Raw genomic sequence first — 26,147 nt, 5'->3', positions numbered from 1 at the left:
CATCATGGCCAGCATTCGCTTCCCATTCCTCCTCGGCCTGCTGCTCGCGCCGGCCTTCGCCCACGGCGACGAGCCAGCAACGGAGTCGTCGCGTTACTTCGCGATCGAAGTCGTCGACGAGCAGACGGGCCGCGGGGTGCCGCTGGTCGAGCTTCAGGGCACCAGCGGCGCCCGCTACTACACCGACTCGGCCGGCCTGATCGCGTTCCACGAGCCTGGGCTGATGGGCCGGAGGGTCTACTTCGGCGTCTCGGCGCATGGGTACGAGTTCGCGAAGGACGGTTTCGGCATCCGGGGCGTGGTCCTGGAGACGAAGCCCGGGGGGGCGGCCAGGCTGACGCTCAAGCGCCTGAATGTCGCCGAGCGTCTCTACCGGATCACCGGCCAGGGGGTTTACCGTGAAACCGTCCTGCTCGGCCGCAAGGCCCCCGTCGCCGAGCCCCTCCTGAACGCCGAGGTCACCGGGCAGGACAGCGTCCTCACGGCCGTTTACGGCGGCAAGGTCTTCTGGTTCTACGGGGACACGGCCCGCCTCTCGTACGCGCTGGGCAACTTCGCGACGTCCGGTGCGACGACCGATCCGCCCGATCGGCTCGACCCGAACGTCGGGATCAACCTCAAGTACTTCGTCGGCGCCGACGGGTTTTCCCGGCCGATGGCCCCGATGAAGGGGGAGGGGGTCGTCTGGCTCTCGGCCGTCGTCGTCCTGCCCGACGCATCCGGCCGCGAGCGTATGCTCGCGTATTACCAGAGGCGTCAGGGCCTCGGGGCGGTTCTGGAGGAAGGGTTCGTCGAGTACGACGACGAGAGCGAGCAATTCAAGAAGGTGGCCGCTGCCCCCAAGGATCCTTGGATCATGCCCGCCGGGCATCCCTTCCGCGTCATGAAGGAGGGGGCGGACTACCTCTACTTCACCGCGCCTTATCCGGCCCTGCGCGTGAGGGCAGACCGCGCGTCGTACCTCGACCTCGCCGTCTACGAAGGCTACACCTGCCTGAAGCCGGGGACCCTTTACGGCGACAAAGACAGGGTGGAACTCGACCGCGACGCCGCCGGCAAGCTGGTCTGGGCATGGAAGCGGGGCACGCCGCCGCTCGGCCCCAAAGAGCAAGCGGAGCTGGTCGCCGCCGGCAAGATGACGCGCGAGGAGTCGCCGTTCCGCCTGCAGGACGTCGACGGCGGCAGGCCGTTCCTCCTGCACGGAGGATCTTGCTCGTGGAACGAGTACCGAAAGAAGTATGTGATGATCGCCTCTGAGGTCCTCGGCGCGACCGTGCTCGGCGAGGTCTGGTACAGCGAAGCCGACGCACCGGAAGGCCCCTGGGCGGACGCCCGGAAGATCATCACGCATGCGAACAAGCCGGGAGACGCCCACGACTTCTACAACCCGACGCAGCATCCGTTCCTCGACCGCGAGGGCGGGCGGGTGATCTACCTGGAGGGGACCTACGTCAACACCTTCAGCGGCAACCCGCACCCGACCCCCTACTACGAGTACAACCAGATCCTGTACCGGCTGGACCTCTCCGACCCCCGGCTCAAGCTGCCCCGCGTGACCGCGGCGGGATCGAGATGACAGCCCCGTTCCCCGGTGGGCCGGAATCCGAGATCGGCCTCGGTCGAGACCAGGTCGCGGGGGCAGAATCCCGCTCCGAATCACCTCGAGCCGCGAGGGCTCCGACGGCTTGTCGGGCATCGACAATTTGCTTTGAAAACGGCCCATCTAGGTCTTATGTCATGGACTTGCTTGAAAGCACCCCGTGTGAGGGATCGGCGAACCCGGCCGGTCATCCCGGGACGTCCACACTGCCGCGGATGATCTGGTAGGATCGCATCCGCAAGGTGACATGGTACGGTAACACGATGGGAGGTGACCTTTGGACGACGTAAGCCGTCGCGAGTTCGTTGCTCATGCGAGCACCTGTCTCCTGGCGAGCGCCGCGCGCACCCCGCCGAAGCCGGCCCGACTTCTCATCGACACCCACGTCGAGGTCTGGACCATCGACCCCAAATACCCATTCGGCCACCCCGAGCAGCCCAACCTGAAAGTGGACGTCCCTGCGCCGATCGAGAATCAAGTGGCGCAAATGCGCGACTACAACCTGAAGTATGGCGTCCTGATCAATCCGCGATATTTCGGCTGGGACAATTCTTACATCCGCGACTGCCTCCGCCGCAACCCGGGCCGCTTCGTCGCCCATGGACTGATCGACCCGGCAGATCCCCGCGTCGCCGACCGCCTCCGGTATTGGGTCTCCGAGCACGGCTTCCAGGGGATGCGGTTCAGCCCGCTCTATCACCCCGACTCGACCTGGCTGAACTCGAAAGAGCATTACCCGCTCTGGCGCGAGGCGGAGCGTCTCGGGGCCGTCTTCAATTTCTACATCCTGCCCCACCAGATGCCGATGCTGGCGGACATGGCCGCCCGCTTTCCCGGCGTAAAAATCGTGGTCGACCATCTGGGCAAGCCCGACCTGCGGCGAAGCGACCCATGGCCGGAGTTCCGCAAGATGTTCGCGCTCAAGAAATTCCCGCAGGTGTGGATCAGCGCCTCCGAGCCTTACGAGCTCTCCCTGACCGGGCAGTTCCCCTACCGCGACACGATCCCTTACTTCAAGGCGGTGTACGAGGAATTCGGCGGCCGCCAGCTGATCTGGGGCACCGGATATCCTCGCCCCAGGTGGGAGCTGCCGATGGAGAAGGAGCTCGAATTCGTGGACGACGTCCTCGACTTCTACACCGACGAGGACCGCGAGAGGCTGCTCGGCAAGAACGCCATGGGCATCTGGAAATTCCCGGCCTGACCGCCTCGAGACCGCGTCATCGACCGCTGGTGGCGATGCTCCCGATCAGGCTCGGGGACGCGGTCAACGGCGTTCATCCCCTGCACATTCATGCGAGGATGAAAGAGATCTCGGCGATGTAAATATTAATGGATTTTTTCCTCGACGATTCCTGGCTCGTTAGCGTTAGTCCGAAACATCTAGGAATTCCCTTGACCCCACGGGCGAGTAGGCCCTAATTTGTGGACACCTCTCCTCGGTGTCTCGATACGCTCGTGAGCCACGCTCGTTGACGCGCGGATCCAGCGAATTTCCCCCGAATAACTTCGCCCCTCCTCGGCCGCTGCGTCGCCTCTCCAGGGATTCTCATTAAACCTCACTCTCCTTCGCCCGGGGTGCCATGGCTCCCCGTCATGGCCCCAGGTCGCCACGTCCTTTCACCACGGCCTCTCCGCCCTGGATCGCGTCATCGGGTCGCGGTCCATCATTGACCGAATCAAGACTCCCGGAGGATTGCCCATGGGTCTTCGACGCAGCTCGAGGAACGTCGGTTTCACCCTGATTGAACTGCTGGTGGTCATCTCCATCATCGCGGTGCTGATCGCGCTGCTGCTGCCCGCCGTCCAGTCGGCTCGCGAGGCGGCCAGGCGTATCCAATGCACGAACAACATGAAGCAAATCGGCCTGGCGCTGCACAATTACCAGGACACGTACGGGGCGTTCCCGCCGGGCGGCATCACGGGCCAGGGGAACATGGCCGACTCCGCATGGAACGGCAGGGCCAACATCCTCTCCTGGCGGGCGATGATCCTGCCGCAGATGGAGGGCGGCAACCTGTTTAACGCCATCAATCTCCAGGTTGAGACCACGGCAGGCGGTGCCGATGGCGGCGGCTCGTTCTATACAGCCTGGATGACGGTGATGGGCGCCTTCCTGTGCCCGTCCGACGGCACCAACGGCAGTGGGATGCTGCCCTACGGCGGCGGCCTGGGCCAGTCGCCCGGCGGCGCCCCCCCGCTCAACCCCGCCACCGGCATCGCCGCCACGGTCGTGCCGGTCTCGAACTATGCCGGCAGCTTCGGCGACAATTACTGCGGCGGCCCGCTCAACGGCGGCCTGCCCTGGGAGACCCCGCCGAACACGACCGCCCTCCCGGCCGGCCAGGCTCGAATCGGCTGGCACGGCTTCTGGGGCACCAAGTACGGCCCCGGCATGGCCACCAGCGGCGGCACGCTCCGCGGCATGTTCGACTACCGGACCATGCAAACGGTCACGATCGCCAGCATGACCGACGGGACCAGCAACTCCCTGATGGTCGGCGAGGTCGTCCCCGTCGCGTCGGCGGACAGTTGCTTCTGGCACTTCAGCGGCGGCCTTGCGGGGACCACCGTACCCCTGGGCTGGAATTCGAACACCGTCAAGGGGGACGACCCGGCTTGTAATGGCAAGTGGCAGGCTGCCGACGCCCCGGTCGGCTGCCGGTTCTCGGCCGCGGCCAAGGGCTTCGTCAGCAAGCACCCCGGTGGTGGGAATTTCATCTTCGGCGACGGCTCGGTCAAGTTCCTGAAGAACACGATCAGCATGCCGACCTACTGCGCCCTCGGCAGTCGAAACGGCGGCGAGGTCGTCAGCTCCGACGCATATTGAGCCTGTCCCAGACCGACACTCGCTCTCCTCGCTCCGGATCACCGGGGCGGGGAGCGTGCGAGTCTGGTGGAAACGGCGATCAGTCGCCTGACTCGAGTCATGACTCATCGGAGCGGCTGCCTTCGGCCCACCGCAGCACCCGGACTGTTGGCAGGAGACCCCTCAAGGAGCGGACCCCCTCGTCCGTCGCGGAGGTCTGCTCGAGGATCAGGACCGTGAGGTCTGCGAGCTGGGACACGTCAACCAGCGTGGTCGTCTTCCAATGCCCGTGCGGCGCGGCCATCACCAGCCGCTTGCCCCGGCGGCTCCGCCCGTGGCGGCGGGTCATGTTCGTGCTGGCCGAGGTCTCGTCCAGGAACACCCAGCTCTCGGCCGGGACGCCGGCGACCTCCGCCGGCCAGCCGTCGCGACGCCCCTTGACGTCGGGCCGGTCCTGCTCGGCGGCGCGGAGCGACTTCTTCTTGGAGGTCAGCCCCAGGTCGCGCACCAGGCGCCACAGCGTGGCGAGGCTCAGGGGCAAGCCGCGGCCCAGGCGAATCTCCCGCAGCGTGGCGTCGGGCGTCTTCTCGATCACCTCGGCGACCGGCCCGGCCTGCTCGGGCCTGCGCGGCAGCGGCCCATGACGCTGGGCCTTGGGCTCGATCGATCCGGTCTCGCGACGCCGTCGCTTCAGGCGGCGGACCCAGGCCGGGCAGACGCGGTCCTGCTGGGCGACCTGCTTGGCCGGCATGCCCGCGTCGCAGTCGGCCAGGACGCGTTCCCTGAGATCCAGCCAATACGGCTTCACGCCGCGATTCCCGAGGGACGACTCGTCGCTCAGTCATACCCAATCGGGAGCCAGGGCGCTACACCAACCTGAAAACCGCTCTAGTGGCAACGTCGCGCGATCGCCTGGTGTGCTCGCCTCCAGCACGACCAGGCCAGCACTTGCTCGATCTCGGGCAGGTGGCGCCAGAGGAGACGGACCAGTCACCGTCGTGCCTCCGGCACGCTGATCGCGATTAATTCCGGCTCCTGGGCCGACTTTTGGGGGCCGGGCCATCGGCCAACTTCCTCACCGCCGCCAGGACCGCATGCGCCAGCAGCGATAGCGTCACGTGGCGGTGCCAGCCGGTCCAACTCCGCACCTCGTAGTCGGCCAGGCCGACCTCCTGCTTGGCCGACTCGAATGCCCCCTCGATCGACCACCGAGCCCCGGCGGTCTGGGCCAGCCGGGTTAACGTCGTGCGGCTCGGGCCGGCCGCGATGGAGTACGCCAACTCCTCGCGGCCATCCAGACTCTTGCGCACCAGCAGCCACCGCCTCCATGCCGGGCCCAGGTCGCTGTTGATCTCCAGCCACGCCCAGGCGTACCGCCTCGGTCCCTTGCTCCCCGCGCCAATGGTGATCGTGTGCCAGGACCGCTCGGGCAACGCCCTGGCCAGGGCCGCGACCGTGGATTGTCCGGCCCCCGACCAGACGTACTGGTTGGCCCGGACGGCCAGGACGTACGGCCGCTTCTCGCCCTCGAGCCAGCGCCACAGCTCCCTGGCCCCGTAGACCTCGTCGCCGGTGCCCCAGGCCGCCGGCACTCCCGCCTGGAACGCCCGGAGAAGCATGGCCTTGGCCAGCTTGATCTTGGCGGCGAAGGGCGTCTGATGCGGGATGCCCGCCCGCTCGCACCGCTTCGGATCCCTGGTCCACTCCTCGGGGCAGGTACAGGTCGCGGTCGAGGAACGCCGAGCCGTGCGGCGAGGCATACGCGAGGAAAACGCCGACTTGCGCGTTCTCGATCCGCCCGGCCGTGCCGGTGTACTGCCGCGCCACGCCGGCGGACTTGGTTCCCTTCTTGAGAAATCCGGTCTCGTCAAGCACCAAGACGGCCTCGGGGTGGCCGAGGGTCTCCACGACGTAGCCCCGCAGGTCGTCGCGGACGCACTCGGGGTCCCATTCGGACCGGCCCATCAGGTACTGGACGCCGTAGGGATCGGCATCCCCGATCTGCTCGGCCAGTTGCCAGGCGTTCTTGCGTTGGACGGGCCCGAGAAGGCCGACGAGGTAGGCGCGGACGCGATCGCGGGTCTCGCTGCGGGGGAACCGGGCGCCGATCCGCCGGGCAAGTCCCTCGAGTTGCAGCCCCCAGGCCTGGACCTCCTCGGGGCGGACGATCGAACCGGTGCTGGCCATGGTGATCTTCCGTAGGCATTCCGCCGCCAGCCTTTCCGCCTCAGACTCTAGTTACAACCGTAATACTAGAGCAGCCCCCCGACACCACGCTCGAAGAGCTGCGGCGCCGATGATCGGCTCATCGGTGCCGGCTGAAGTCACCGTTGCGAAGGAACTGAGCACCGTTCAAGGTCGCAATCCTGGCCGCCTCGATCGTATTGGTCGCCGTCAGTGTGTCGAGGGTGCGCCCCGGAGCGGAGGTCCCGGTTGTGGCCGTCGTGACAGGGATCGAATTCAGGCCGCGGAGCAAACTTTGCGGACTTGTCTGGCCGGTGATCCGACGCTGGAGAAAGCTCTGAAGAGTGACCGAACTGCCGCCGAACGGGCCGTTACTGACCCTCGAAAAGCTGCCAGGAAGGCGAGACATCACCTGGATTAACTCCTGAGAGAGCAGGTTAACCCGCTGGGTGGTGAATCTCTGGAGTGGCGACTGATAATTCCTGGGTAGAGGCGTGGGCGGCGGTGTACTTGATACGACATATGCAGATTGGGCTTGCAGGTAATCGGTCGTGAACCGGTCGAATGCGGAATTAATCTGATCGGCGGTGGTTTGCTTCACGGGCACGATCGCCCGACCGCGATTCAGGCCGCCGACCAGGTCGGTGGGCTTGACACTCACGGAACTGGGGACAACCCGCCCCTCCAGCTGTCTCAGGAAATCCGGCTGATATCGTCGCCTAGCAGTCATAACGCATCCTCCTTGATTGCCGGCCCCTCAAGCTCATCCGGAAGGTACGGCAGGCGAAGGCCGAAGACGGGCACGCACGAAGAAGCACGGTGCGAAGCGTCCCACGGTCGCGGCCAGCCGCCGAGCGACCCCTCCTGAATCGAGGCATTCGTCGCGATCGGGCACGCGGAAGAGTCCCATGTGATAGGTTTCCGCATCTATTCCCTACATAGATCGGATCGCGAGGCTGGGATGTCGGAGTTGCATGACGAGAAATCGGACGGCCGCCCGTCGCAACCGCGACTAACCCCATATTCGGAAAACCTCCTATGACGTCATCGCATGCGGACAGCTCGGCAGCCCGGGGGAAGGCACGATCTCGGGCTTCGATCATCTTGCTAGGATTCGACCGGCTCGAGACGCGTGAAGTGCCCACCTTGACTGTGCCGGGCCTCACGGCAATTGCCGGCTACCAGTTCAGTGGGCAAATCGCGACTCTAGATACGACCGACGTGTCTGGGGCGAGCGTCGCCGACCTGAAGGCCACGATCAATTGGGGCGACTCTCAGACGTCTGTCGACGTCCCGGTCGCCCTGATCTCCGGCACCTCCCTGGGCGTCCTCGCATCGCACACATACAGCACCCCAAGCACGTACACGGTCGGCGTGAACATCGCGGTACGGGGCATCGGCACGACGAGCGCTGCCGGGACGGCCACCGTCACCGCATCGGCCGCCCCGTCGATCGTCGTGACGCCAACGGTCTTCACCGCGACCGCAGGGCAGCTTGCAACAGGAGCGGTCGTCTCGACCTTCACAGACGGAACAAGCAAAGATCTCGCCGCGACGTCCTATCGAGCGGTTGTACAGTGGGGCGATGGCCAGACGTCTGAGGGCCTCATCTCCACCCCGGTCAACAACATTTACACGGTCACCGCCGATAACGTCTATGCAGCCCCGGGGTCGTACAGCGTCACGACTTCGATCACGCGGCTGACCGACGGCCAGATCGTGCGGGCGACCGGCACTGCCGTTGTCGCGGCGCAGACCTTCTCGGGCCAAGTCGTCGGAATCCGGGGCGGGGCCGTCGCCGATAACCGGCCGACCTTCGAGGGCAAGGCCGACCCGTTCTCGTTCGTCAGAATCACGGCGGTCGGCCCCGGGATCGTCGGCACCTTGGTGCTCGGACAGACCGTGGCGAGCCCGGCAGGGGTCTGGAATCTCCAGGTCGGGCCGCTCGCGGACGGCATTTATACCGTGACCGCGACGGTCAACGCGCCGGGCGGCTTCCCCGAACGTTCCTCGCTGATCGGCGAACAGGGCCGCCTGGTCGTGGACACGATCGGACCGCAGGTCGTGAGCGTCGGCTATGACCGCCTGCTTAACCAGATCATCCTCGTCACGCGAGACGTCGGTGTTGGTCTGAATCTCGCCAGCCTCGGGAACGCCGGCAATTTCGCCGTCACCCGGCCGAGCCGGCGGGTACCGCTCGGCTTCGTCTCGAATGCGAAGTCGAGCCCGACCGACTCCGTCCCGCTGAACAACCCGAATCTGGTCCGAACCGTCATCACACCGAGTTCGCCATTGGCCCCCGGTCGCTACAACCTGCGGCTCGCCGCCGGCGGCATCACAGATCGAGTAGGCAACTGCCTTCAGGGGCCGAGCGTGCTTGAATTCGTCGCGGCACGGCGACCACAAGTTCGTCGGCCTCGCTAGGCCGACCTCCGGCGAAGCAAATCGTCGATCGTAGCCATCATAACCCGTCAAATTCAGGGCGATGGTCGATCGTTGCCACGAACCGACTCCGTCGCATCAGATCGATCACCGGCATACCATGAAGGGCAAAGGATCACCCCATGAATAAGAAAAGAACGCTCATATCAATCTTCTTTATGATCGCGGCTAACCAAATTGTCCTCGCCCAAGATCGGCCAGATCCTCCGACCGGCCTAAGAGGGATGGTCGTCGGTGAGTCGGACCTTGTCCGACTCACCTGGGATGCCCCGTCCGATGGTAAAGGGCTCAATTACGAGATCTGGAGGACACCGAGCGGTAAAAATGACTGGGTCATGGTCGCCCGGACTACCGTCAAGCCGCCGACGCTCGTCTATGTCGATCGTACGAATGTAAAATCGGAGGCAAAATTCACCTATAAGATCCGCACGATTGCCGAATCGACGTATTCCGTCTTCGGAGACCGCCAGTATTCGGCCACAATTCCGAAACCGAAATCGACAATCTATCGCATTGATGATTTCGACGACGGGCGACTCAAGGGGCCGTGGACCTCGATTCCAAAGCCTTCGGACCCGAATGACTCCGATCCGAAATGGTTTCTCGAGGATGGCAAAATGATCTGGAGGAAGGGAGCGCAAGACCCGGCCATATCGTCCAGACTCTTACTCGGGTCGAGTCGTATCGTGCCGACCGCGCCGTCCGCAATGCAGATCACGGCCCGGATTGCGGTGGCGCCCGATTCTAAGCTCGTACCGGCCACGCCATTGGGCATTGGGCTGTCCACCGATGAGTCAGGCCGCGGCTATAATCTCGTGCTTAGAACCGAAGAAACGAGCAATGTCTTTCGGCTGACGAGCGAAAAAGGCTCGCAAACCAGTCACTCGGATTTGGAACCCAACGAGGGACTCGACAAAAATGTCTCATGGGTTGCATCGACCAAGGATTCCGTAATCTGGTACTGGGTCCAATTACGTGTCGACCAGAATTCAATTCGTGCAAAATACTGGCCCGATGCGGATACAAAAAATGTCGGCTCTCAATTGGTGAATCTGACAGACGCGACAGCCACGGGATCGCCCCTGCTCCCTGTGCTCATCGGTAGCGGGGCCAACGCGAGCGCCATATTTGGGGAAGTTTATATCGAGGACTTTACCAACATTACGGTCGCCGACGAACCGATTCAATTCGATGAGAACAACCTAGAGACCCCGCGAAGCATTGCTTCAAGCGACGGGAAATTCGACGAGAAGGAACTCGCGCGGCTCCGAGTCCCTGCGGATTCGATCCGCGGCCTGCCCGATGACGCCTTCGATGCGACTCCGACCGTGATTCGCCTGGTGACCCGCGGCGACATCCCCCCCGAGAACGATACCGAGTTGACCAGCCAGGGCGGTCGCACCTTCCTGGAAAATGCTCGCGAGGATACCTCCCCATTCGACTTCGCGGCGCCGGCCCATTTCCCCCTGCCGAAGTTCGGCGACTGCCCCGAGGAGATCGAAGCCGAGGGCCTCGTGATCCACGAGGGGATGCGCTTCGTCGCCGCCCCCAACGGGCTCTATGAGGTCCGCTTCGTTGCCTCGGCGCCCGCCATGCCCGTCACCGTCCGGTTGCAATTGCGTCTCGATTACGGCCTGAAATTCGATCAAACTCTGACAATCCCACCAATCGTGATTCTCCCTCACGTCGACGCCTTGGGTGAATCGAAGGCCGCCACCTGGAAGGTAAGGCACCTGGGCTATTCGTCGTCACTGGTCCGCCACGATCTGGCCCAACGGGATCCGCGAACGGCGGAAGGGGTATTCCAACCCGCCGAACCGTCGTCATCCTCCCAACTCCTGTGCCTCAAGTCGGTCCGCAGGAGGGGTGTAGCCCGATTCGGCTCCTATCCGAGTTCCCAAAGCAGCCCACGCTATTGATCTTCCTCCATCAGCGTAGGCTCGACGATGCGTGCGGGAAATGGGCCCTCGCCGGCGGATTTCGCCCGAGGGCCGCCGCCGCAATCGCTGCGACCGACAAACTCATCTGGAGTCGCGAGCGCCATATGCCGATACGAATCACATCGAGGAACATCGCGTAACGGGCAGTCCTGACGCCGGCGGAGCCGGTCTGGAGGTCGTCGATGAGGAAGCCGACGCGGATTCTATGGACCATTCTGTCCATAATCCCCTGCCTATGCACGGGACTTATCTCGGGCTGTGGACAGCCTTTGGAATCGAGCATCCCCGACCAAGGGCCGTCCACCCCCGCCCCAAGACGTATCGAATCCGCAAGCCAGGTCGACCCCGCAGTCTTCCAGGCGGGGACCATCTCGGCCCCCCTGATTGCAATGGCGAGCACTGGACAGGTGTCCCCCTTCACGGTCGTTCCCGACACATCGACTCCGAATCCAATCACCTTGACGGCCCCCTCTAATAATGCGCCGCTCAATTCGTTGACCGGGACCGCCGATGGCCCCGTCATCTTAAAGCTCAAACTGAACGGGAGCGGCCCCCTTATTTTGGGTTCAGTCAAGGTAAAACGCCTCGACAATTACCCTAATTTAGCCGTCCCTGCTCCGGTCGCCGTCTCCGGCGACGCCGACTCCTGTCTCTTGACATTTAACTCGACCGGAAAATATGAGGTCACGGTCAACGGGGGGAATGCCTGGACTGTCAACCTCTCCGCGACCACGAAGGGCTCCCAGCATCCCAGGATCCGTGGGATCGGGGAGACTCTGGGTGCGGTCACCTATTCAACGAGCTTTCCATCCGGGTTGAATGGTGAGGCCTTCCGGCTTAACCCGAACGCGGAGGCGAACGCGATGAAATTGACGATCGACCAGGCCGACGGGCGGCCGATCGTGATCGTCGACGAGTCGGGGACCACGGTCGGGAGTTTGCCCACTCGGCCGAAGGTGAGTGAGGAGACTGCGGACATCAAGCCCGTTCTTTCGTCACCGCATGTCACCCTGAGGGCCCTCGATCTCTGGTCGTTATTTCTCGCCCCAGCCGATAATGAGATCGACCTGGTCACCGGCCGTCGCGATAGCCCCCCCGCCCCGACCTTTGTGCGTGTCTCGACAACTAAGGGGATCGAACCACAGCCGATCGCGGACCTGACTCAGCCGATCGCCATTCACGACCGCTACATCCACCTGGTCGGACTCAATGCACCGGAATCAAAGCCGCTCCGGTTCGACGTCTTTCAATCCTCGACTACCACGTCCTTTACACGAGTCGCGAAAGGGCCGAAGCTCACACCGCTGGGCTCGCTCAGGGCCCGGGGAGAATGGGACACGGAATTCCTCTTCGCCGACACCACACGCGTGCTGCACATGTTCGCCGTGTCCGAGACCCTCGATTCACAGAGCGTCTCCGCTCCCCTGACGTTCACTGATGGAACTCCACCATTCCAGCCGTCGGTCAAGCCGACAATCACCTCGATCTCGGTGGTCCCCGCGACGGGCAACCCCATCCCCCTGCGCAGCCTAACGGCCCAGGCGGGGGTCAACTTCGCCACGAATGGCAACAAGGTCGTCGTGAGCGGCACCGGATTCGTCGCCGGCGCGAACATCCTGGTCACCGCCGAGGGATGGCGGACCGTGGCCGGCGCCGGCACTGGCGTGGGGGACGCGTGGACGGTTGATCTGCCCGACCTGCCCGAACGAAACCTGACGCTGAGGGCAGAGTTGGCGAGCGGGACCACCCGGAGCACGCCCTCTGACCCGGTGACACTGAGCGTCAGCAGGAAGGCGCTAGTGATATCCGAAATTCTCCCGACCGATTTCGGAGTCGCCACCGGCGCACAAACCCTGACGATTCGATTCGCCGGAAATCCCCTCGACAAGGGAGTTGCCGAGACGAAATCGAGCTACACGATCACTCGTGCGAACGGAGGGACTGAATTCGAAACTCCGGTCCCGGTCGGTGAATTTGAAGCCTCCTACGACCAGGCGACCAACTCGGTGAGCCTGAAATTCACGAAGCTCCTCGTCGACAACTATCAGATCCAGTTCAAATTTAATGATTTGAAGGACATCTACGGCAATACCCTGTCGAGCATCCAGGGAGAGCCGAAGGGTGCCTTCACGAAGACATTCATCCGAACCACGACCAACGGCGGACTGGCGGCGCTGGAGTCGGCCGTCATTCCCCCGGGGCGTCAGGCGCCGTTCGTGAAGTATCCCGAATTCACCGAACCTCGCACCCCCACGAACGGGTTCAACCCCTCCGACAAGGTCGATACGAAGGTCTCCCGCCTCTATTTCTACCGGGACGCACACCGGGTCGCCCAGATCGTCAACCGCCACGTCGAGTCCTACAACAAGGTGGCCGTTGACACCCGTCGGCGACTGGCGTCGGAGACTCGCCGCGAGGCGGATCGCCTGACCGATGAGAGAAAGCTCCAGGAAGCGACCGCCGTACGCGCGGCTCAAGAGGCGCGGGCGGCGGAGAAGGCGCTCGAGCAGGCGAACCAGAAGCTCAATAATCTCCAGCAGCAGGGGGCCGCGGCGAACAATGTCGCCCCTCAGCTTCAGGTCCAGCTCGACCGCGCCAAGGAGGATCTCACGGCCGCTCAGGCGGTGCCGGCGGCCGACCGAGACGATGCGGACATCGATAGACTGAAAGCTCAGGTCGACGACCTGACACTGCGGCGCGATGCAGCCAACAAGACGGCAACGCAGGTCCCCGAATCGCTGCCCGCCGCCCGCGATGCGGTCACCGCGGCCCAGAAGGATGTCCAGGCCAAGCGCGACGCCGAGGCGGTGGCCAGCCAGACGCTCACCAGCGATGGCTTCCAGGAAGACCGCGCCCGCGAGCAGCAGTTCCGCCTGGAGGTGGCCGCCGCCAGCGAGGACCCCGACACGTTCGCCCCGGGCGTCCCCGGCTCCATCGATCCGGTCGAGCAGGTCTCCGTCGCCGTGATCGGCGAGGGTGTCATCCAGCTCCGAGGCCCGATCAAGGGCATCAACATCGTCAGGCGCATGATCAACGAGATCGATTCCCCCGCCGGCCAGGTCCGCATCGCCGTCCACACCGTCCAGATCAACGGCGAGCACGGCGACCGGATGGAGAAGGTCAAGTCGAAGATCAAGGACTCGATCGACCACGCCCGGTTCGTCACGATGCAGTCGGGCCAACTGCTCCGCAACGCCGTGGTCAAGGTCGCCGCCCGGCGAGCCGTGGAATCCGCGGCCCTCTGCCCCGACGGCACCACCCAGGAGGCCCGCGACGCCAAGTATGTGAGTGCCTTCTTCGGGGAAGACTTCGTTAGAGAGCTGCAAACGATCGACAGTGAGTTCCTCCACAGCGGCAACAAGGTCCTGTCGCTGCACTCGATGGACAGCACCAGCCTGGCCTCGGCGCTCTTCCTGATGGCCCTGGCCAAGAACGAGACCCGACAGGAAATCCTCGCCGAGTTCCACGCCTCGATGGCCGGCGATCTTCCCGCCGCCGAGCTGAACTACTTCGAGGCCGGCGGAGACCGGGGCCAGAAGCACAAACACGCCCAGCACAAGAAGGACGCGTTCGTCCTGCTCGCGGCCAACGCCAAGTTCCAGTCGCTCACCGGCTACTTCAACCACGACATCCAGGGCAACGAGACGCTCTCGCCCATCCAGCGTGAGTTCATCCGCCTCGCCCAGATCTTCAAGAGCCGCCTCGTCACCGAACTGGAACTGAATCAGCGGATTAAGGAGCGAGGGCTCATCGAAGACCGCATCGGGAACCGCCTCGAAGAGCTGGCGAGCCAGAAGAAGAAGGAAGACGAGGCGACCGAAGCCGTCCGGCTCCTGCGGGAGGAGCTGAACCGCCAGCGAACTGTCGTCTTCAATGCGTTCAACGACCTGGGAAATCAGATCGGCAGAGTCCGGGATGTTTCGGATCGGAGTGACAAATCGGTCCGAAAAACGAGCGAAATTTTGCGCGAAATTTTGAGCCGTCGTGAGAGTTTTCTTGCGGCCTCAAAATCGATGACCAACGCAGATGATAACGGGAAGCAGTTGATGGTTGATGCCTTGCCGAAAGGCTGGGAATCGCTGCCAGAGATCCAAACCCAGGCGACGCGAGCGGATCTCGATCGTCAGATAGCCAAGATTGGCGAGTACCGTGAGATGGCGATCAACTCCCTGAAGTCAGTCGAAAATACGAAATCGCCCGCGGCGAAGGAGCTTGCGGAGAGCACGGGGTTGCTCAACCACATCACGCTGCCGATTCGAGGCAGAAAAGGCGTCTACTTCTTATTCAACAAAGACGGCATCTTGGCGGCAGCGACGCCTGATAGTCGGGAAGGTGATCTGGTACTTGCGAAGACCCTCTTCCACAGTTGGATCAATGAGGCATCCGACCTGCAGCAATTCTTCGAAAACTTCGTACTAAAGGACGCCCACTTCGACGCAATCGACAAGGTTGCACCGACACTGAGTCGGCTCAAGAATCTAACGCTTGAAGCGGACCTCCGCTTCTCGGATTTCCGAGATCTCAATCAAGTTCTTGAAGCGCAGAAGATCGCTCTGACGCCCGTTCGATATAACACCCAATCCTTTACCGGCGAATTCAACAAGCTGATCTCTCAACTCAGCAAATCCGATGTCTCGACCCGCGATTTGAACCGCGAGTCCCAGCAACTGAGGAATCGCATCAACATTGATGTCAAAGGGGAACTGCAAGGCCTCGCCAACGCGGTCTTCGACAAGATCGACCGGGGCTTCAGGAGCCTGCTGGAGGCCGACCTGAGGCGCCAGTTCGCCGAACAGAATCTCGCCGCATCTCGCCGTCCGCTCGATTCCAAGAAGATGCTCGACATGCTCATCGACGAGATGGAAGACAAGTACATCGAGCTTCTGGAGGGGACGAGGTCGCACACGGCCGTCATCGACGGATATATCAAGTCGCTGGCGACGGCCCTGGATGACGACTTCAACACCCAGTTCTATGACCCGGCGTTCCGCCAGGTCCGCGCCGCCAGCCGGCTCTGGGACGTACAGCTGGGCCAGATCGAGAAGACGAGCATCCTGACCAACAACCGGATGTTCGCCAAGGTCTCGCCCACGGCCACGATGGAGTTCGACCTTCCCAAGCGGGAGATCCTCATCACCGAGGCCATGAACGGGGCCAAGGCGCTGGTAGATGAGTACGGAGCGCTACTCAACGACCCGACGTTCCTGTCGCTGACGAAGCTCAAGAGCGGCCAACCGACCAGTTCGATGGCCCAGGGCACGCTCGGCGGCGGCGCCAGCTCGGTACGCAGCGTCCTGCCCGAGTTGTCTCGTAGCGACGATGAGGAGGTGCTCCGCCAGGCAGGGCCCGGTCGTCGCGAGTTCGGCTCGGCCCTCGAGGCCCTGATCCCCGACCCGGCCATCTACAAGTTCGAGACCGGCACCGGCTATGAGATCCGCCCGGTCATCCAGCCCGACGGCCAGGCGGTCACCTTCGACTTCAACTACATGTACACGACCAACGTCCGCGAACCCGTGCGGGCCGACGAGAAGCATCTCGGCCGGGTCAAGCGGCACTTCTATCACGGGCCGGTGCAGCTCAGCAACTATGAGCTTCGCGAGGTGACCGACTATCAGGTGGCGCTGAAGGCGTCGCGCACCAGCCGCGGTGTCCCCTTGCTCGAGGACGTGCCCGCCCTGGGGATCCTGTTCCGGCCCCTGCCCAACGCCGAGTCGTCGCTCCAGCAGAACGTGATCCTGGCCCAGAGCACCATCTTCCCCACCATCTTCGACCTGATGGGCCTGCGATGGGCCCCGGCCGTGGCCGACCTGGACACCCTCCGCCTGAAGAATGCCGACTTCGTCGTCCGAGGCAGGGCCCGAGACCTGTCCAACCGGGTCTACGACGACTCAACCTCCAGCGTCGATAACTCGATGAGGGTGCTGCCGTCCGAGCGACGTCCTGACCTGTACCGTAGCCAGGAGACGATCCCTGACGTCCACCCCAACGGCTATCGCGGGCCGGGCCTGAACCTGAAAGACAGCCAGCTTCGCGAGGGCTACGATCCCACGACCCTCTTTCCCCCTACGAGTCGCATCCCCGGCGATTCCCGCGACGCCGGCGGCGATGTCGGCCTGCCGGTGCTCCCCTCGGCCGAGGAATTTTCGACCCACCCCCTGCCTGAGGGTATGGTGATTCCTGAGCAGCCTGATGTCCTTCACGGAGCATCGGCCCCCGCCAATCCAATCAATGCTCCAATCAATGCGGGGCCGACGGGTATCCAGCACGGAATCGCGGCCCCTCCCAATGCGGGGCCGACGGGTATCCAGCACGGGATCGCGGCCCCTCCCAATGCGGGGCCGACGGGTATCCAGCACGGGATCGCGGCCCCTCCCAATGCGAGGCCGACGAACGACCCGATCGGGACGCCGGCCCCTTCGAGTGTATTGCCAGATCCCCACCCCCCGACTTCGTTCCGCGCCAAGCCCGCGACTATTTCCATCGCTGGCGCACGGATCGGGACGCCGACGCAGGCTGGGGGGCGAAGGGCCGCCCCACCTTCGGCACTCGGCATGAAGTCGACCATGCTCGACTCCGAGTTGGCCCGGACCATGGCCACGCTCCCTCCCTTGCCCCCTTCGAGCCCCAAACCCGTTGCGACCAAAGCCAAGGCACAAGCCCAGACGCAGCGGCCCTCGAACGCGACGGTGGCCCCCGCGTCTAAGCCCGAATCCGGCCGATTCTTCTCCCGGCTCCGTCCCACGGCTGCCGGGTCGAAGTGAACAATTCGTTCGCTCCAAGTCCGGTGCGTTCCGGTGGGACGCTCGCATCGCGCGGTCCTCATCCGCTTGAGGACCGCGCGAGCCGGATGATCGACGCGAACGAATTCAGGGGCTCATCTCGCCCGGGTTTCAGATCGAGCCGAGCTGCCTCGGGGCCCGATGGGAAAGTCGGTCTGACGATCCGTCGCGGACGGGACACGGTCGGGCCTTCGATGGGCGACGCAAGTCTAGGGGCAATTTCCATGGGGGCCTTTCAGATCGGTCAGATCGTGATTTCAGCGGCATGCATCGGCGCCGGCCCCGGCGTCCGGATCCATCACACCCCCGCTCGCTGCGTTCCCGGCCTGCCAATCCGCGATTACCAGCATCGGGCGTTCTCCCGCTCGGTCAGTTCACTGAGCGCCACCTCGATCCCCCTTGTCCCCGGCGACTTGCCAGGGCTCGCCACGACGGCGTCGGTCGGCGAGGCACCATTCGCCCTCAAGGTCCCAGGTACGATCCTCGCTCCGAACGGTATGGTCTCGATGGAGCGGGCGTCAGTGGCCTACCCCCCGGTCCAGGGCAAGCTGTTCCAGTTCTTGCAGCCCTCGGTGCTGGCCATCGACCATTGCACGGTGTCGAAGATGGGCGCCACGCTCGACTCGGACGGACGCTGGTTCGTCAGCCTGCGGGCCGACCAGAACTTTGGTGCCTCCCTCGACGCGACCTTGGTAGGCACTGCGGTTCCAGATCAAATTCGGACCTCAGTCCGGCAGACGGGCCATATTCTTCGAGACCTGTTCTTCGTCCGCGTCCGCTTCTACGCCTCTCGACCGACCGGCGCGTCAGTGTCTCCGATTGGCGCGGGCGATCCGGTCGTCTGGTCGGTGGATCTGCCCCCGTTCTGGGTCCAGCGCGGGCAATCTCGCTCGATGCAGTGGAGTGACGTCCTGCCGCCCGACCTGGCCAGGCGCGCATTCGATCGGGTCGAGCGAGTCGAGATCGAGTACCACTACCAGTTGCAGGAAGGGCTGACCGCGGATTTACCGTGACGGCCATGACGCCGTCGTTTCAGCCGGAACCCAACCAAGGAGGGGAGGGACGCCATGAGCTCTTCAAGCATCGGTCTCCGAGCAGCGGCAATCTGCCTCGTCTTGTCCTCGGTCGCCGTCACGGCCTTAGGTAAAGACCATCATAAGCCTGTGCCCGTTCCCCCTGCGCTGGAGATCGAGGTCCTCGACCCCAATGCCGATCCGGTCGGCAATCCTGCCGTCGAGACGATCCCGGGCCCCGATGGGCGGATGTTGGTCGATATCCCCAGGCTCGTGCTCGTCCATCGATATTATTACACCGGGGACCGGTCCTTTCAGTTCCGAATCATCCCGGGCGGGCCGGCGATTCTGGTCGTCAACCACCCCAGAACCAGCGAGCGCCTCTACATCGAGACGACCCTTCCGCCCGGTGCCCCCCGCGTGATCTACCGTTATGACTCGATTGAATATGACTACGGCAGTCAGGGAGTCAAGCTGACGTTCGGCAAGCACGGCGGGTCCAAGATTGCTTACCGCCAGGGGAGCAGAACGACGCCCGAGGAACGCCGGGCCGAGCGTGAGGTCAAACTCGCGACCAAACCGACCGAGCCGAGGCGTCGCTTCGGTGAGTCTTTCCGCAACGCCGGGACCGCGGCCTCCGATGGTGTCCACAACCTCGGCCGCGCGGTGACTCAACCCATTGCAGGCGCTTTGAAGGCCACTCCCCTGGGCAACCTCCGCCGCAATCCAGAGCGAGAGGCGATCAATGCACGCGAAGCCCTGGGAGCGGAGGCCGGGCGGGAATCAGCCCTGGAGAACGCGTCGATCGACAGTGATCTCTGACCGCATCACGCCGTTCACCGCAGTCTCTCCCACTTCGGAGGGAGACTCGCATGGCATCGTTGCTCCCCCCGATCAAGATTAAGCACCAGACACAGGCTTGGAGGTCCCCTCACGTCGATTATCTCCAAGGTGTGGACGCCCGACCGGTTGACGACCCGCGAGGACGACGACCCGCCGGGATTGGTGTTCCTCGACAGTCGCCCCCTCGCGTGACGGGATATACGCGAGATTCCCCCGCTAAGAGCTGATCGGCTGTCTCCGGTTCGAATCGCCTGTCTACAGGCTATGGGTCAGTGGCGGTTCGAGTCGGATGAATTACCGGCTTCGCTTCGCTCGACCGTACTCGCCCTGGCCTTTCTTCGTGGCCGGTGTCTCTGCTCCCCCTGAAGGCGTTTTGGAGGGATCAACGATTTCAACATCCAAGGAATCAATCTTGATCGTAGCCCGATCTTTCGGACTATGACGCTGAATCGTCAGCGTCAAGATCGCCGAAAAATGCGGGGCCGGTGTGACCTGGATCGTCTCGGTCCCACCGCCTGGCTTCTCGCGTTTCAACTCACTGACCGGATAACTGAAAACCGGTCGCACAAAGTCATCCGAGACGACCTCACCATAAGGGAAATCGGCAACGTCGTGCGTCTCCCCGAGGTCAAGCGTCAGTAACACACGCGTCCCCTTCTCTTTGTTGATGAAGCCCCGGACGAAAGCCGAATACCCGCGGAACGTTTCCGCACTCGGCTCCTGCACGGAGACCGGGATGAGAAGGCTGGCGGTAAGGGATGTGACGAGGTCCTCCCCGTCGCTCAAGCTTAATTCCATCGCCTTGTCGAAGAGGATCGTGATCGCGAGGCCGTCGGGGGAGATGTTCGTTGCCGGCAGATCGCCTAGCTCCGCGATCCTCGGCTTGACGATCTTCGGCTTCCTGAAACGGGTCTTGAACGAAGCCGTCGCCGGCTCATCGGCACTAGCCGACCGACTCCCGGTGACCACGCCAGCCAGGCCGGCCGCCCCGGCTGATTGCAAGACCGAACGCCTCGTGATCGGCACCATCGTCATCTCCGTTGTTACAGCGTGTCGGATCGACATATTGATTCAGAACGCAAGAATCACCGACTGATTCTCCCCGGTCAAGTCGGTATTTTTAGAGAAGTGGGAATTCTCTCGAGTAACCTGTCGATCTGCTCTTGGACTCCCCCACGGATGGCAGTCGCCGGGTTTGAAGCGTAAGCTCGAAACCAGGAGTCCACCGATGGCGAAGACACGAAGGACGTTCACCCAAGGGTAGTGGCCCGATCGGAGTGAGGTTTGTAGACTCGGCGGATGCCCACTGAGACCCCCAGCATCGAGCCGATCCCCGCGTGCCCTCGCTGCCACGCCACACACGTCGTCCGCAACGGCACGATCCAGTATGGCTTGACCACTTTCCTCTGCCGCGGCTGCAATCGCCGCTTCGTCGTCGCCCCCAAGAGGGCCCCGATCTCCGTGGAGCGGTGGCACCTGGTCCGCAAGCTGCTCCCGGAGCGGCTCAGCCCGCGCACCATCGCCCGGGCCACGGGGGTCTCGCGCACCTGGCTGTAGGGATTCGTCAATGACCTCTACCTCGAGAAGACCCCGTGGGAGCCGACGTCCCAGCCGCCCCAAAAAAGTCGGGCGGGCTGATCCTCGAGGCCGACGAGATGCGGAGCTTCGTCGGCAGTCGAGCACGGTGCGGTGGGTCTGGGTGGCCCTGGACGCCGTGTCCCGGCGGGTGGTGGCGATGCTCGCTCTGAGTCCACGGGGCGGTACCTGTGGGATGCCCTGTCGAAGGAGTATCACGCCGGGGCAATGGTCCTCACCGACTTCTGGGCGGCGTACCGGGCAGTCATCCCCGCCGGCCAACTCACCCGGTGCGGCAAGGGCGAGGGGAAGACCGATCACGCCGAGCGGTCCTGTGCACGCTCCGCCAACGATTCGTGCGCAAGTCGCCTTCGTTCTCGCGGTGCGACTCGAACCACATCGGGGCGTTGTGGCACTTCGTCCACCACGACAATTCATCACTACGTTAGGGCCACCACCGGCGATCGTATACTGTCAAGATCTCGGGAAGCGCAGTGATGGCATCAATGCCGGTGATATTCATCATCAAGGCACGTCACAACCATCAAACCCAAAGTCGTCTCTCACGCCGATCGTGGCGCCTTCGAAGCCGAACTCAGATCGGCCGCGGATCATCCCTCGCGGACGTCGACGAATTCTTCGCCCGACTCGATAGGGCCGGGCACGCCGCTGATTCTCACCACGACTCGCTCCGGCGCAGAACCGTTCCCGGTGGTCCGGATCCTCCAGGTGGCGAAGCCGCCGGGAACCAACGGCCCCATCCGAGTCTCCTGGGCGGTGATAGGGAAGGATTGAGTCGAATTCAGTGCGAACCCGAAAATCAGGAGCGTCGGGGTTGCGCCGAACGGCTGATTGGAGGGCGTGGTGATCCCCCCTCGAAGTTCCAGGCTGTAGTCCGTGACGTCGTTCCTCGCACTGGCTCTCGTGATCGATACCTGCCGCTGGTTGGTGATCGTGAGCGTCGCGGCAGGGCTGTCGACGACGAAGTTGAAACCGACGAACGGGAACTTCCCGCTCACCTGGACGTCGTCGGAGAGATAGCCGTCCACGCTCACGAGCGCGCTGGGCGGGATGCTCCCGGGGACGATGTCGAAGCCGAACTCGTTCTGGATCGGCTCGCCGACCAGCCGGTCGTCGGCGGGGAAGTCGGCCCCGAGTCGCTTCACCGGCACGCCGTTGACGGAGAAGACGCCCGTCGCGGCGTTCCCCGTAAAAGGGCCGAGCAAGACGTTCTCCGGAGGGCCGACTTCGACGGAAGGATGCAGCTCCAGCGCGGCAATCTGACCTGGAACCGGGGTGGGATCGAACTCGACGACGATCTGTTGGATCGTGTCGTCGAAATTTCCGGCGACGATCGCCGTCCCACCCTTGAAGCCTTCGTTCGCGGGGACGTTCTTGCGACCCGGGAGCGAGTTCGTCTTGATCAACTGGGCGTGGTCGACGGTCTTGTTCTTCGTCGGGGTCCTGACGCGGTGGTTGGCGAACGCGTTCGCCTTGATCAGCACGCTCATGCCCATGACAACCATGAGCGCGTCGCCATTGCCGGCGTCGCTGACCGCCTCGATCGTCCCTTCGATTTCCGCGGCGAACTTGGCCATGACGTCCTCGAATCGAGTCGGTATTGAATCGGCGGGCGGCTTAGAATGGCGACGGGGTCGGCCCCGTCAGTCGCCCCGGGGGAAGGTTCGGTTGACCGAGCAGGAGTTCCCACCCTCGCCGACGGCGGGGATGGTGACGTACTTCTCGTCGTAATTCTCTTTGTAGCCGTTGATGAGGGTGATCGAGGGGTGGTCGAACGGGCCTGCCTCTCGCCGGACGCGGTCGTCGGTCAGGCTCATGAGGAAGAAGACCACGGCGAGCTTGTCCTCTTGCGTCAGGTGGAGCCGGATCATCTCCGGGTGCTTGTCCGGGTTCAGCTCACGGTCGAATCCCACGTCGCCGCCCCGGTTGTAGAAGTCCAGGACGTCGAAGAGGCTCAGGATACGACCATTGTGCATGTAAGGCGGGGTCAACTCGACATTCCGCAGGGTGGGCGTCTTGAACGCCCCCCAGAACGCCAGCTCGTTGTCGTGCAGGAGCGGTTTGCGATGGCCGGTGGGAGACTCGTCCTGCGCGAGCCTCCGAGCCCTCGAGTAGAAGAAGACGTCCATCCGTCGCTTGTCCACGCTCTTGAACTGTGGGGCGGGGGCGGGAGGCGCAGGCGGGAAGTCCGCGTCCCAGCGAGCGAGGTCGCGGAACCAGGAGAGGTCGCGTTCGATGGTCTCCGGCCCTCCCGCCGGCGCCAGGGCCGCCGCCTCCAGAATCGCGGGTGGTGGAGAGCCGGCACGTCGAATCCGATTCGCTTGGCCGGGCGTCCCCGAGCCGGTCCGGGATCGGTCGTCGTTACCGCGGCGGCGGATGGCACCCGACAACTCCCGGACGGCGGCGGAACCCTTCGGATAGGCGTCTTTGACGCGACCCTTCGCGGCGGCCAGCTTTTCCATGCCCTCTCGGGTGAGGTAGAAGCCCTTCCTGGACGTCACCTTCTCGCGGACCTGGTCCTCGATCGTCTTGAGGTCCTCAGGTTCTGCGGGGACGATCGCGTCGATGATCTCCTCGGCGGCGGCGAGGGCGACCGCGGGGGCCGGGCGGTCATCGACGTCGATCAAGAACGAATCGCCATTGCCCCGGTCGAAGCGCGGGGGGGAGACGCCCAGGTTATAGAACGCGAGGTCGTAGAATGCGTAGGAATCGCTGCTCGGCGCGCCCTGGATCGGGAGGGTTCGTCGGAAAGGCCTGAGATTCGGTGGGATCGGCATCTGCTCGACCGAGACCGGCTCGACCAGGAGTGCGGCGTGTGGGACTCGCTCCTCCTCCTTGAAGAACGTCCGGTCGCCGGAATGCCGGACGGCATTCTTGCCGTAGGCGATCCACTCATGGGCAATCGCTTTCGGGTCGGCGCCCGGGAACAGGAAGCCGGGCGAGGTGAAGTGCGCCTTGAAGATCTCCTCAAGGGCCGACTCCTGCCCCCTGGCGCGGTCGACCAGATTCTCCAGCGAGACCGCCACGCGTTCGGCGTGTTGCTTCGTGTGATTCGCGCCCACCGTCCTGGCGAGCAGGTCGGCGACGCGGGTGATCATCCGGTCGTGCTCCTCGCGGATCGCGATGGCGATCGCGTCGCCTCGCGAGTTCGTCAGGAGCGTGTGGGCGATCGCACGGGCGATCGGCGGCTTCTCCTCGGCGAAATCCATGCGTCCGTACAATTCGCTCATCAAGGGGCCGTCGTGGCAGTCGATGCAACCCCGCGACATGAAGACGCGGAACCCGCGCTGGAAGACTTCGGACCCCGACTTGAGAAGGAACTGGGCCTCCCCGTCGGGCTTCGGGTTGCTCGTCCTCAAGCGGTCGATGTAGATCGGCCCCAATTCCCCTTTCTTATCGCACCAGAGCTTCTCTACCAGCTCTTTCTTGCCATTCATCATCCGGTCGAACGGCGAGTCATTGGAGACGAGCGAGGCCTCGTAGAGCATGATGCTCAGGCCCCAGTAGAGCGAGAAATTCGCTTCCATCAGCGAGCCGGCGGGATTGGGGTTCTGGTCCGTCAAGACGGTCAACTTCAGGGGGACCTTGTAATTCCCGCCCTTGCCGTCGGAGTCGTCCCACCATTCACGCCGGAAGGCCAGCCTGATTAGTTGCTTGTAAGAGGAGCCGGGGCCTACGAGCTTATTCGCCAGATAGACACCCAGGATGCTGTCCTTGACGTCGATGGTCTGATCGCCGAGAACCTCGGCGTCGAGCAGCTTCTTCGCGAGGTCGTTGAACGTCCTTCCCTCGTAAGACATCTCCAGGTCGTTGACGACCGGCCCGACCGCTTGGGACGCGAGCGCGGCGCGCGAGATGGCGACGCGCACGGGGACCGGCTTGGCCCCGGGCTTGTTGCTGAGGTGGAGGATCTCCTGGTCGTCGGCATCGCCGAAGATCGAGAATCCGTTGAACGTCGACTCGGCGCGGCCATCGTGAAACAGGCGTTCCGAGAATCCCGAGTTAATGACCGACGGGCTGTTTCGCGGGGTGATCTGGCGGAAGAGCTTCTTCGGCTCGTTCGGAATGGCACCCATGAACATCGCCCATTCGGGCGGCCAGTTTGGCTGCACAAACTTCGTCTTGGGATCGTTGCGCTCCGACGTCCAGTCCTTCTTACCGCCGGGGTCGGGGTTGAGACCCAGGAATTTCCGGGGCTCGACGCCCTGGGAGCCGACGATCAGGGAGAGGGGCGTCCGACGCGAATCGTCGAAGTCATCCTCTTCCTCGTTGTCCTCTGCTTCATCCGCTCTTGGGACGATGTGCCGCTGCCGACGTCGGGGGAGGTAGAGATCGTCGGCCTTGATCGGCTTACGAGCGAGTTCGGCGACGGGGAACGGGCGAGGCTTCTCGTTGAAGCCGAGATCCTCATGGAGATTGTCGCGGTCGTACTGGTCCCAGGCGACGAACGGGACGCGGGTCGTGTGGGTGTCGCGGGCGTCGGCCCCGTAGCGGTAATGGCACGAGGCACACGCGGTCCCCAGTCCCACCTGGTTCTCGCGCCGGAAGTCGCTGCCGGCCTTCATTTCCCAGAAGAACGCCTTGCCGAGGGCCTCCGCCGCATCGAAGTCGGCGATGAAATCGCCGAGGTCGCGCCGGCGTGGGGACTTCCTGGCCGGCTGATTCTTCGATCGGTCCTGCGCGGCGAGAGTGTCCACGTAGGGATTGCGGAGCTTGCGGGGGTCCCAGTCATCGATCACGTCCTGGACGCGGCGGAGCAGGACGTCGTCCTCGTGTCCCACGAGATGCACGGCCGAGGGGGTCGGCTCTCGCGAGGAGGGAGCGTCCTGGGCCGCCCGGGCGGGGGCGTAGACGTACACGAGGGCCGGGGTCGCAAGCGCGACCAGCGTCGCGGCGGTTCGGAGTCGAGAGATCATCGCTGGCAGCCCTTCCGGCCCGAGA

At 63.8% G+C, this 26,147-nt stretch carries 15 protein-coding genes and 1 pseudogene; 9 read left to right on the top strand and 7 right to left on the bottom strand.

Annotated features, from left to right (window positions below; all coding sequences use genetic code 11):
• The first annotated feature begins 4 nt into the window (after positions 1 to 4).
• The 3 genes from EP7_RS26755 (at position 5) to EP7_RS26745 (ending at position 4,430) form a co-directional block, all read left to right on the top strand.
• Positions 5 to 1,576, top strand: a complete 1,572-nt coding sequence (locus EP7_RS26755) for a hypothetical protein (RefSeq protein ID WP_463525313.1) — start codon at positions 5 to 7, stop codon at positions 1,574 to 1,576.
• Positions 1,577 to 1,877: 301 nt separating this feature from the next.
• The gene (locus tag EP7_RS26750) at positions 1,878 to 2,804 is read left to right on the top strand and encodes an amidohydrolase family protein (protein WP_463525312.1); all 927 of its coding nucleotides are present in this window, start codon (positions 1,878 to 1,880) and stop codon (positions 2,802 to 2,804) included.
• A gap of 498 nt (positions 2,805 to 3,302) precedes the next feature.
• Entirely contained in the window at positions 3,303 to 4,430 is a 1,128-nt protein-coding gene (locus EP7_RS26745; protein ID WP_463525311.1) for a DUF1559 family PulG-like putative transporter, read from the top strand.
• Between the two features lie 97 nt (positions 4,431 to 4,527).
• Here the strand turns inward: EP7_RS26745 and EP7_RS26740 are convergent, their stop codons facing one another.
• The 3 genes and pseudogenes from EP7_RS26740 to EP7_RS26730 form a co-directional block, all read right to left on the bottom strand.
• On the bottom strand, positions 4,528 to 5,217 hold the full coding sequence (locus tag EP7_RS26740) for a transposase (protein ID WP_463525310.1): 690 nt from the start codon (positions 5,215 to 5,217) through the stop codon (positions 4,528 to 4,530).
• A 214-nt stretch (positions 5,218 to 5,431) separates the two neighbouring features.
• Positions 5,432 to 6,596, bottom strand: a pseudogene (locus EP7_RS26735) (IS701 family transposase).
• A 118-nt stretch (positions 6,597 to 6,714) separates the two neighbouring features.
• A complete protein-coding gene (locus EP7_RS26730) occupies positions 6,715 to 7,323 on the bottom strand; it encodes a hypothetical protein (RefSeq protein WP_463525309.1) in 609 nt (202 codons plus the stop codon).
• A 407-nt stretch (positions 7,324 to 7,730) separates the two neighbouring features.
• On the opposite strand from EP7_RS26730, the gene EP7_RS26725 reads away from it, so the two are divergent.
• Both EP7_RS26725 and EP7_RS26720 read left to right on the top strand, forming a co-directional pair.
• Complete coding sequence (locus tag EP7_RS26725) at positions 7,731 to 9,017, top strand: Ig-like domain-containing protein (RefSeq protein ID WP_463525308.1); 1,287 nt, start codon at positions 7,731 to 7,733, stop codon at positions 9,015 to 9,017.
• A 140-nt stretch (positions 9,018 to 9,157) separates the two neighbouring features.
• Positions 9,158 to 10,954, top strand: coding sequence for a hypothetical protein (locus tag EP7_RS26720; RefSeq protein ID WP_463525307.1), 1,797 nt, complete (start codon positions 9,158 to 9,160; stop codon positions 10,952 to 10,954).
• A gap of 10 nt (positions 10,955 to 10,964) precedes the next feature.
• On the opposite strand, the gene EP7_RS26715 is transcribed toward EP7_RS26720, so the two are convergent.
• Complete coding sequence (locus EP7_RS26715; RefSeq protein ID WP_463525306.1) at positions 10,965 to 11,549, bottom strand: hypothetical protein; 585 nt, start codon at positions 11,547 to 11,549, stop codon at positions 10,965 to 10,967.
• A 289-nt stretch (positions 11,550 to 11,838) separates the two neighbouring features.
• Here EP7_RS26715 and EP7_RS26710 point away from each other — a divergent pair, with 289 nt between their 5' ends.
• The 3 genes from EP7_RS26710 to EP7_RS26700 all read left to right on the top strand — a co-directional run bounded on the left by EP7_RS26710 (position 11,839) and on the right by EP7_RS26700 (position 19,589).
• A complete protein-coding gene (locus EP7_RS26710) occupies positions 11,839 to 17,736 on the top strand; it encodes a coiled-coil domain-containing protein (RefSeq protein ID WP_463525305.1) in 5,898 nt (1,965 codons plus the stop codon).
• A gap of 242 nt (positions 17,737 to 17,978) precedes the next feature.
• Positions 17,979 to 18,767: a hypothetical protein gene (locus tag EP7_RS26705; RefSeq protein WP_463525304.1), complete on the top strand. Its 789-nt coding sequence runs from the start codon at positions 17,979 to 17,981 to the stop codon at positions 18,765 to 18,767.
• Between the two features lie 54 nt (positions 18,768 to 18,821).
• Positions 18,822 to 19,589 (top strand): hypothetical protein, encoded by a 768-nt coding sequence (locus tag EP7_RS26700; protein ID WP_463525303.1) that lies wholly within the window; start codon positions 18,822 to 18,824, stop codon positions 19,587 to 19,589.
• 315 nt (positions 19,590 to 19,904) lie between these two features.
• Here the strand turns inward: EP7_RS26700 and EP7_RS26695 are convergent, their stop codons facing one another.
• A complete protein-coding gene (locus tag EP7_RS26695) occupies positions 19,905 to 20,639 on the bottom strand; it encodes a hypothetical protein (RefSeq protein WP_463525302.1) in 735 nt (244 codons plus the stop codon).
• Positions 20,640 to 20,909: 270 nt separating this feature from the next.
• On the opposite strand from EP7_RS26695, the gene EP7_RS26690 reads away from it, so the two are divergent.
• Complete coding sequence (locus EP7_RS26690; RefSeq protein WP_463525301.1) at positions 20,910 to 21,167, top strand: IS1/IS1595 family N-terminal zinc-binding domain-containing protein; 258 nt, start codon at positions 20,910 to 20,912, stop codon at positions 21,165 to 21,167.
• A gap of 629 nt (positions 21,168 to 21,796) precedes the next feature.
• Here the strand turns inward: EP7_RS26690 and EP7_RS26685 are convergent.
• Both EP7_RS26685 and EP7_RS26680 read right to left on the bottom strand, forming a co-directional pair.
• The gene (locus tag EP7_RS26685; protein WP_463525299.1) at positions 21,797 to 22,783 is read right to left on the bottom strand and encodes a hypothetical protein; all 987 of its coding nucleotides are present in this window, start codon (positions 22,781 to 22,783) and stop codon (positions 21,797 to 21,799) included.
• 66 nt (positions 22,784 to 22,849) lie between these two features.
• Positions 22,850 to 26,122: a cytochrome c peroxidase gene (locus EP7_RS26680; RefSeq protein WP_463525298.1), complete on the bottom strand. Its 3,273-nt coding sequence runs from the start codon at positions 26,120 to 26,122 to the stop codon at positions 22,850 to 22,852.
• Positions 26,123 to 26,147: the final 25 nt, after the last annotated feature.

The sequence above is a fragment of the Isosphaeraceae bacterium EP7 genome, from assembly GCA_038400315.1.
Lineage (GTDB): Bacteria > Planctomycetota > Planctomycetia > Isosphaerales > Isosphaeraceae > EP7.
This window is presented reverse-complemented; position numbering and strand designations above follow the sequence as displayed.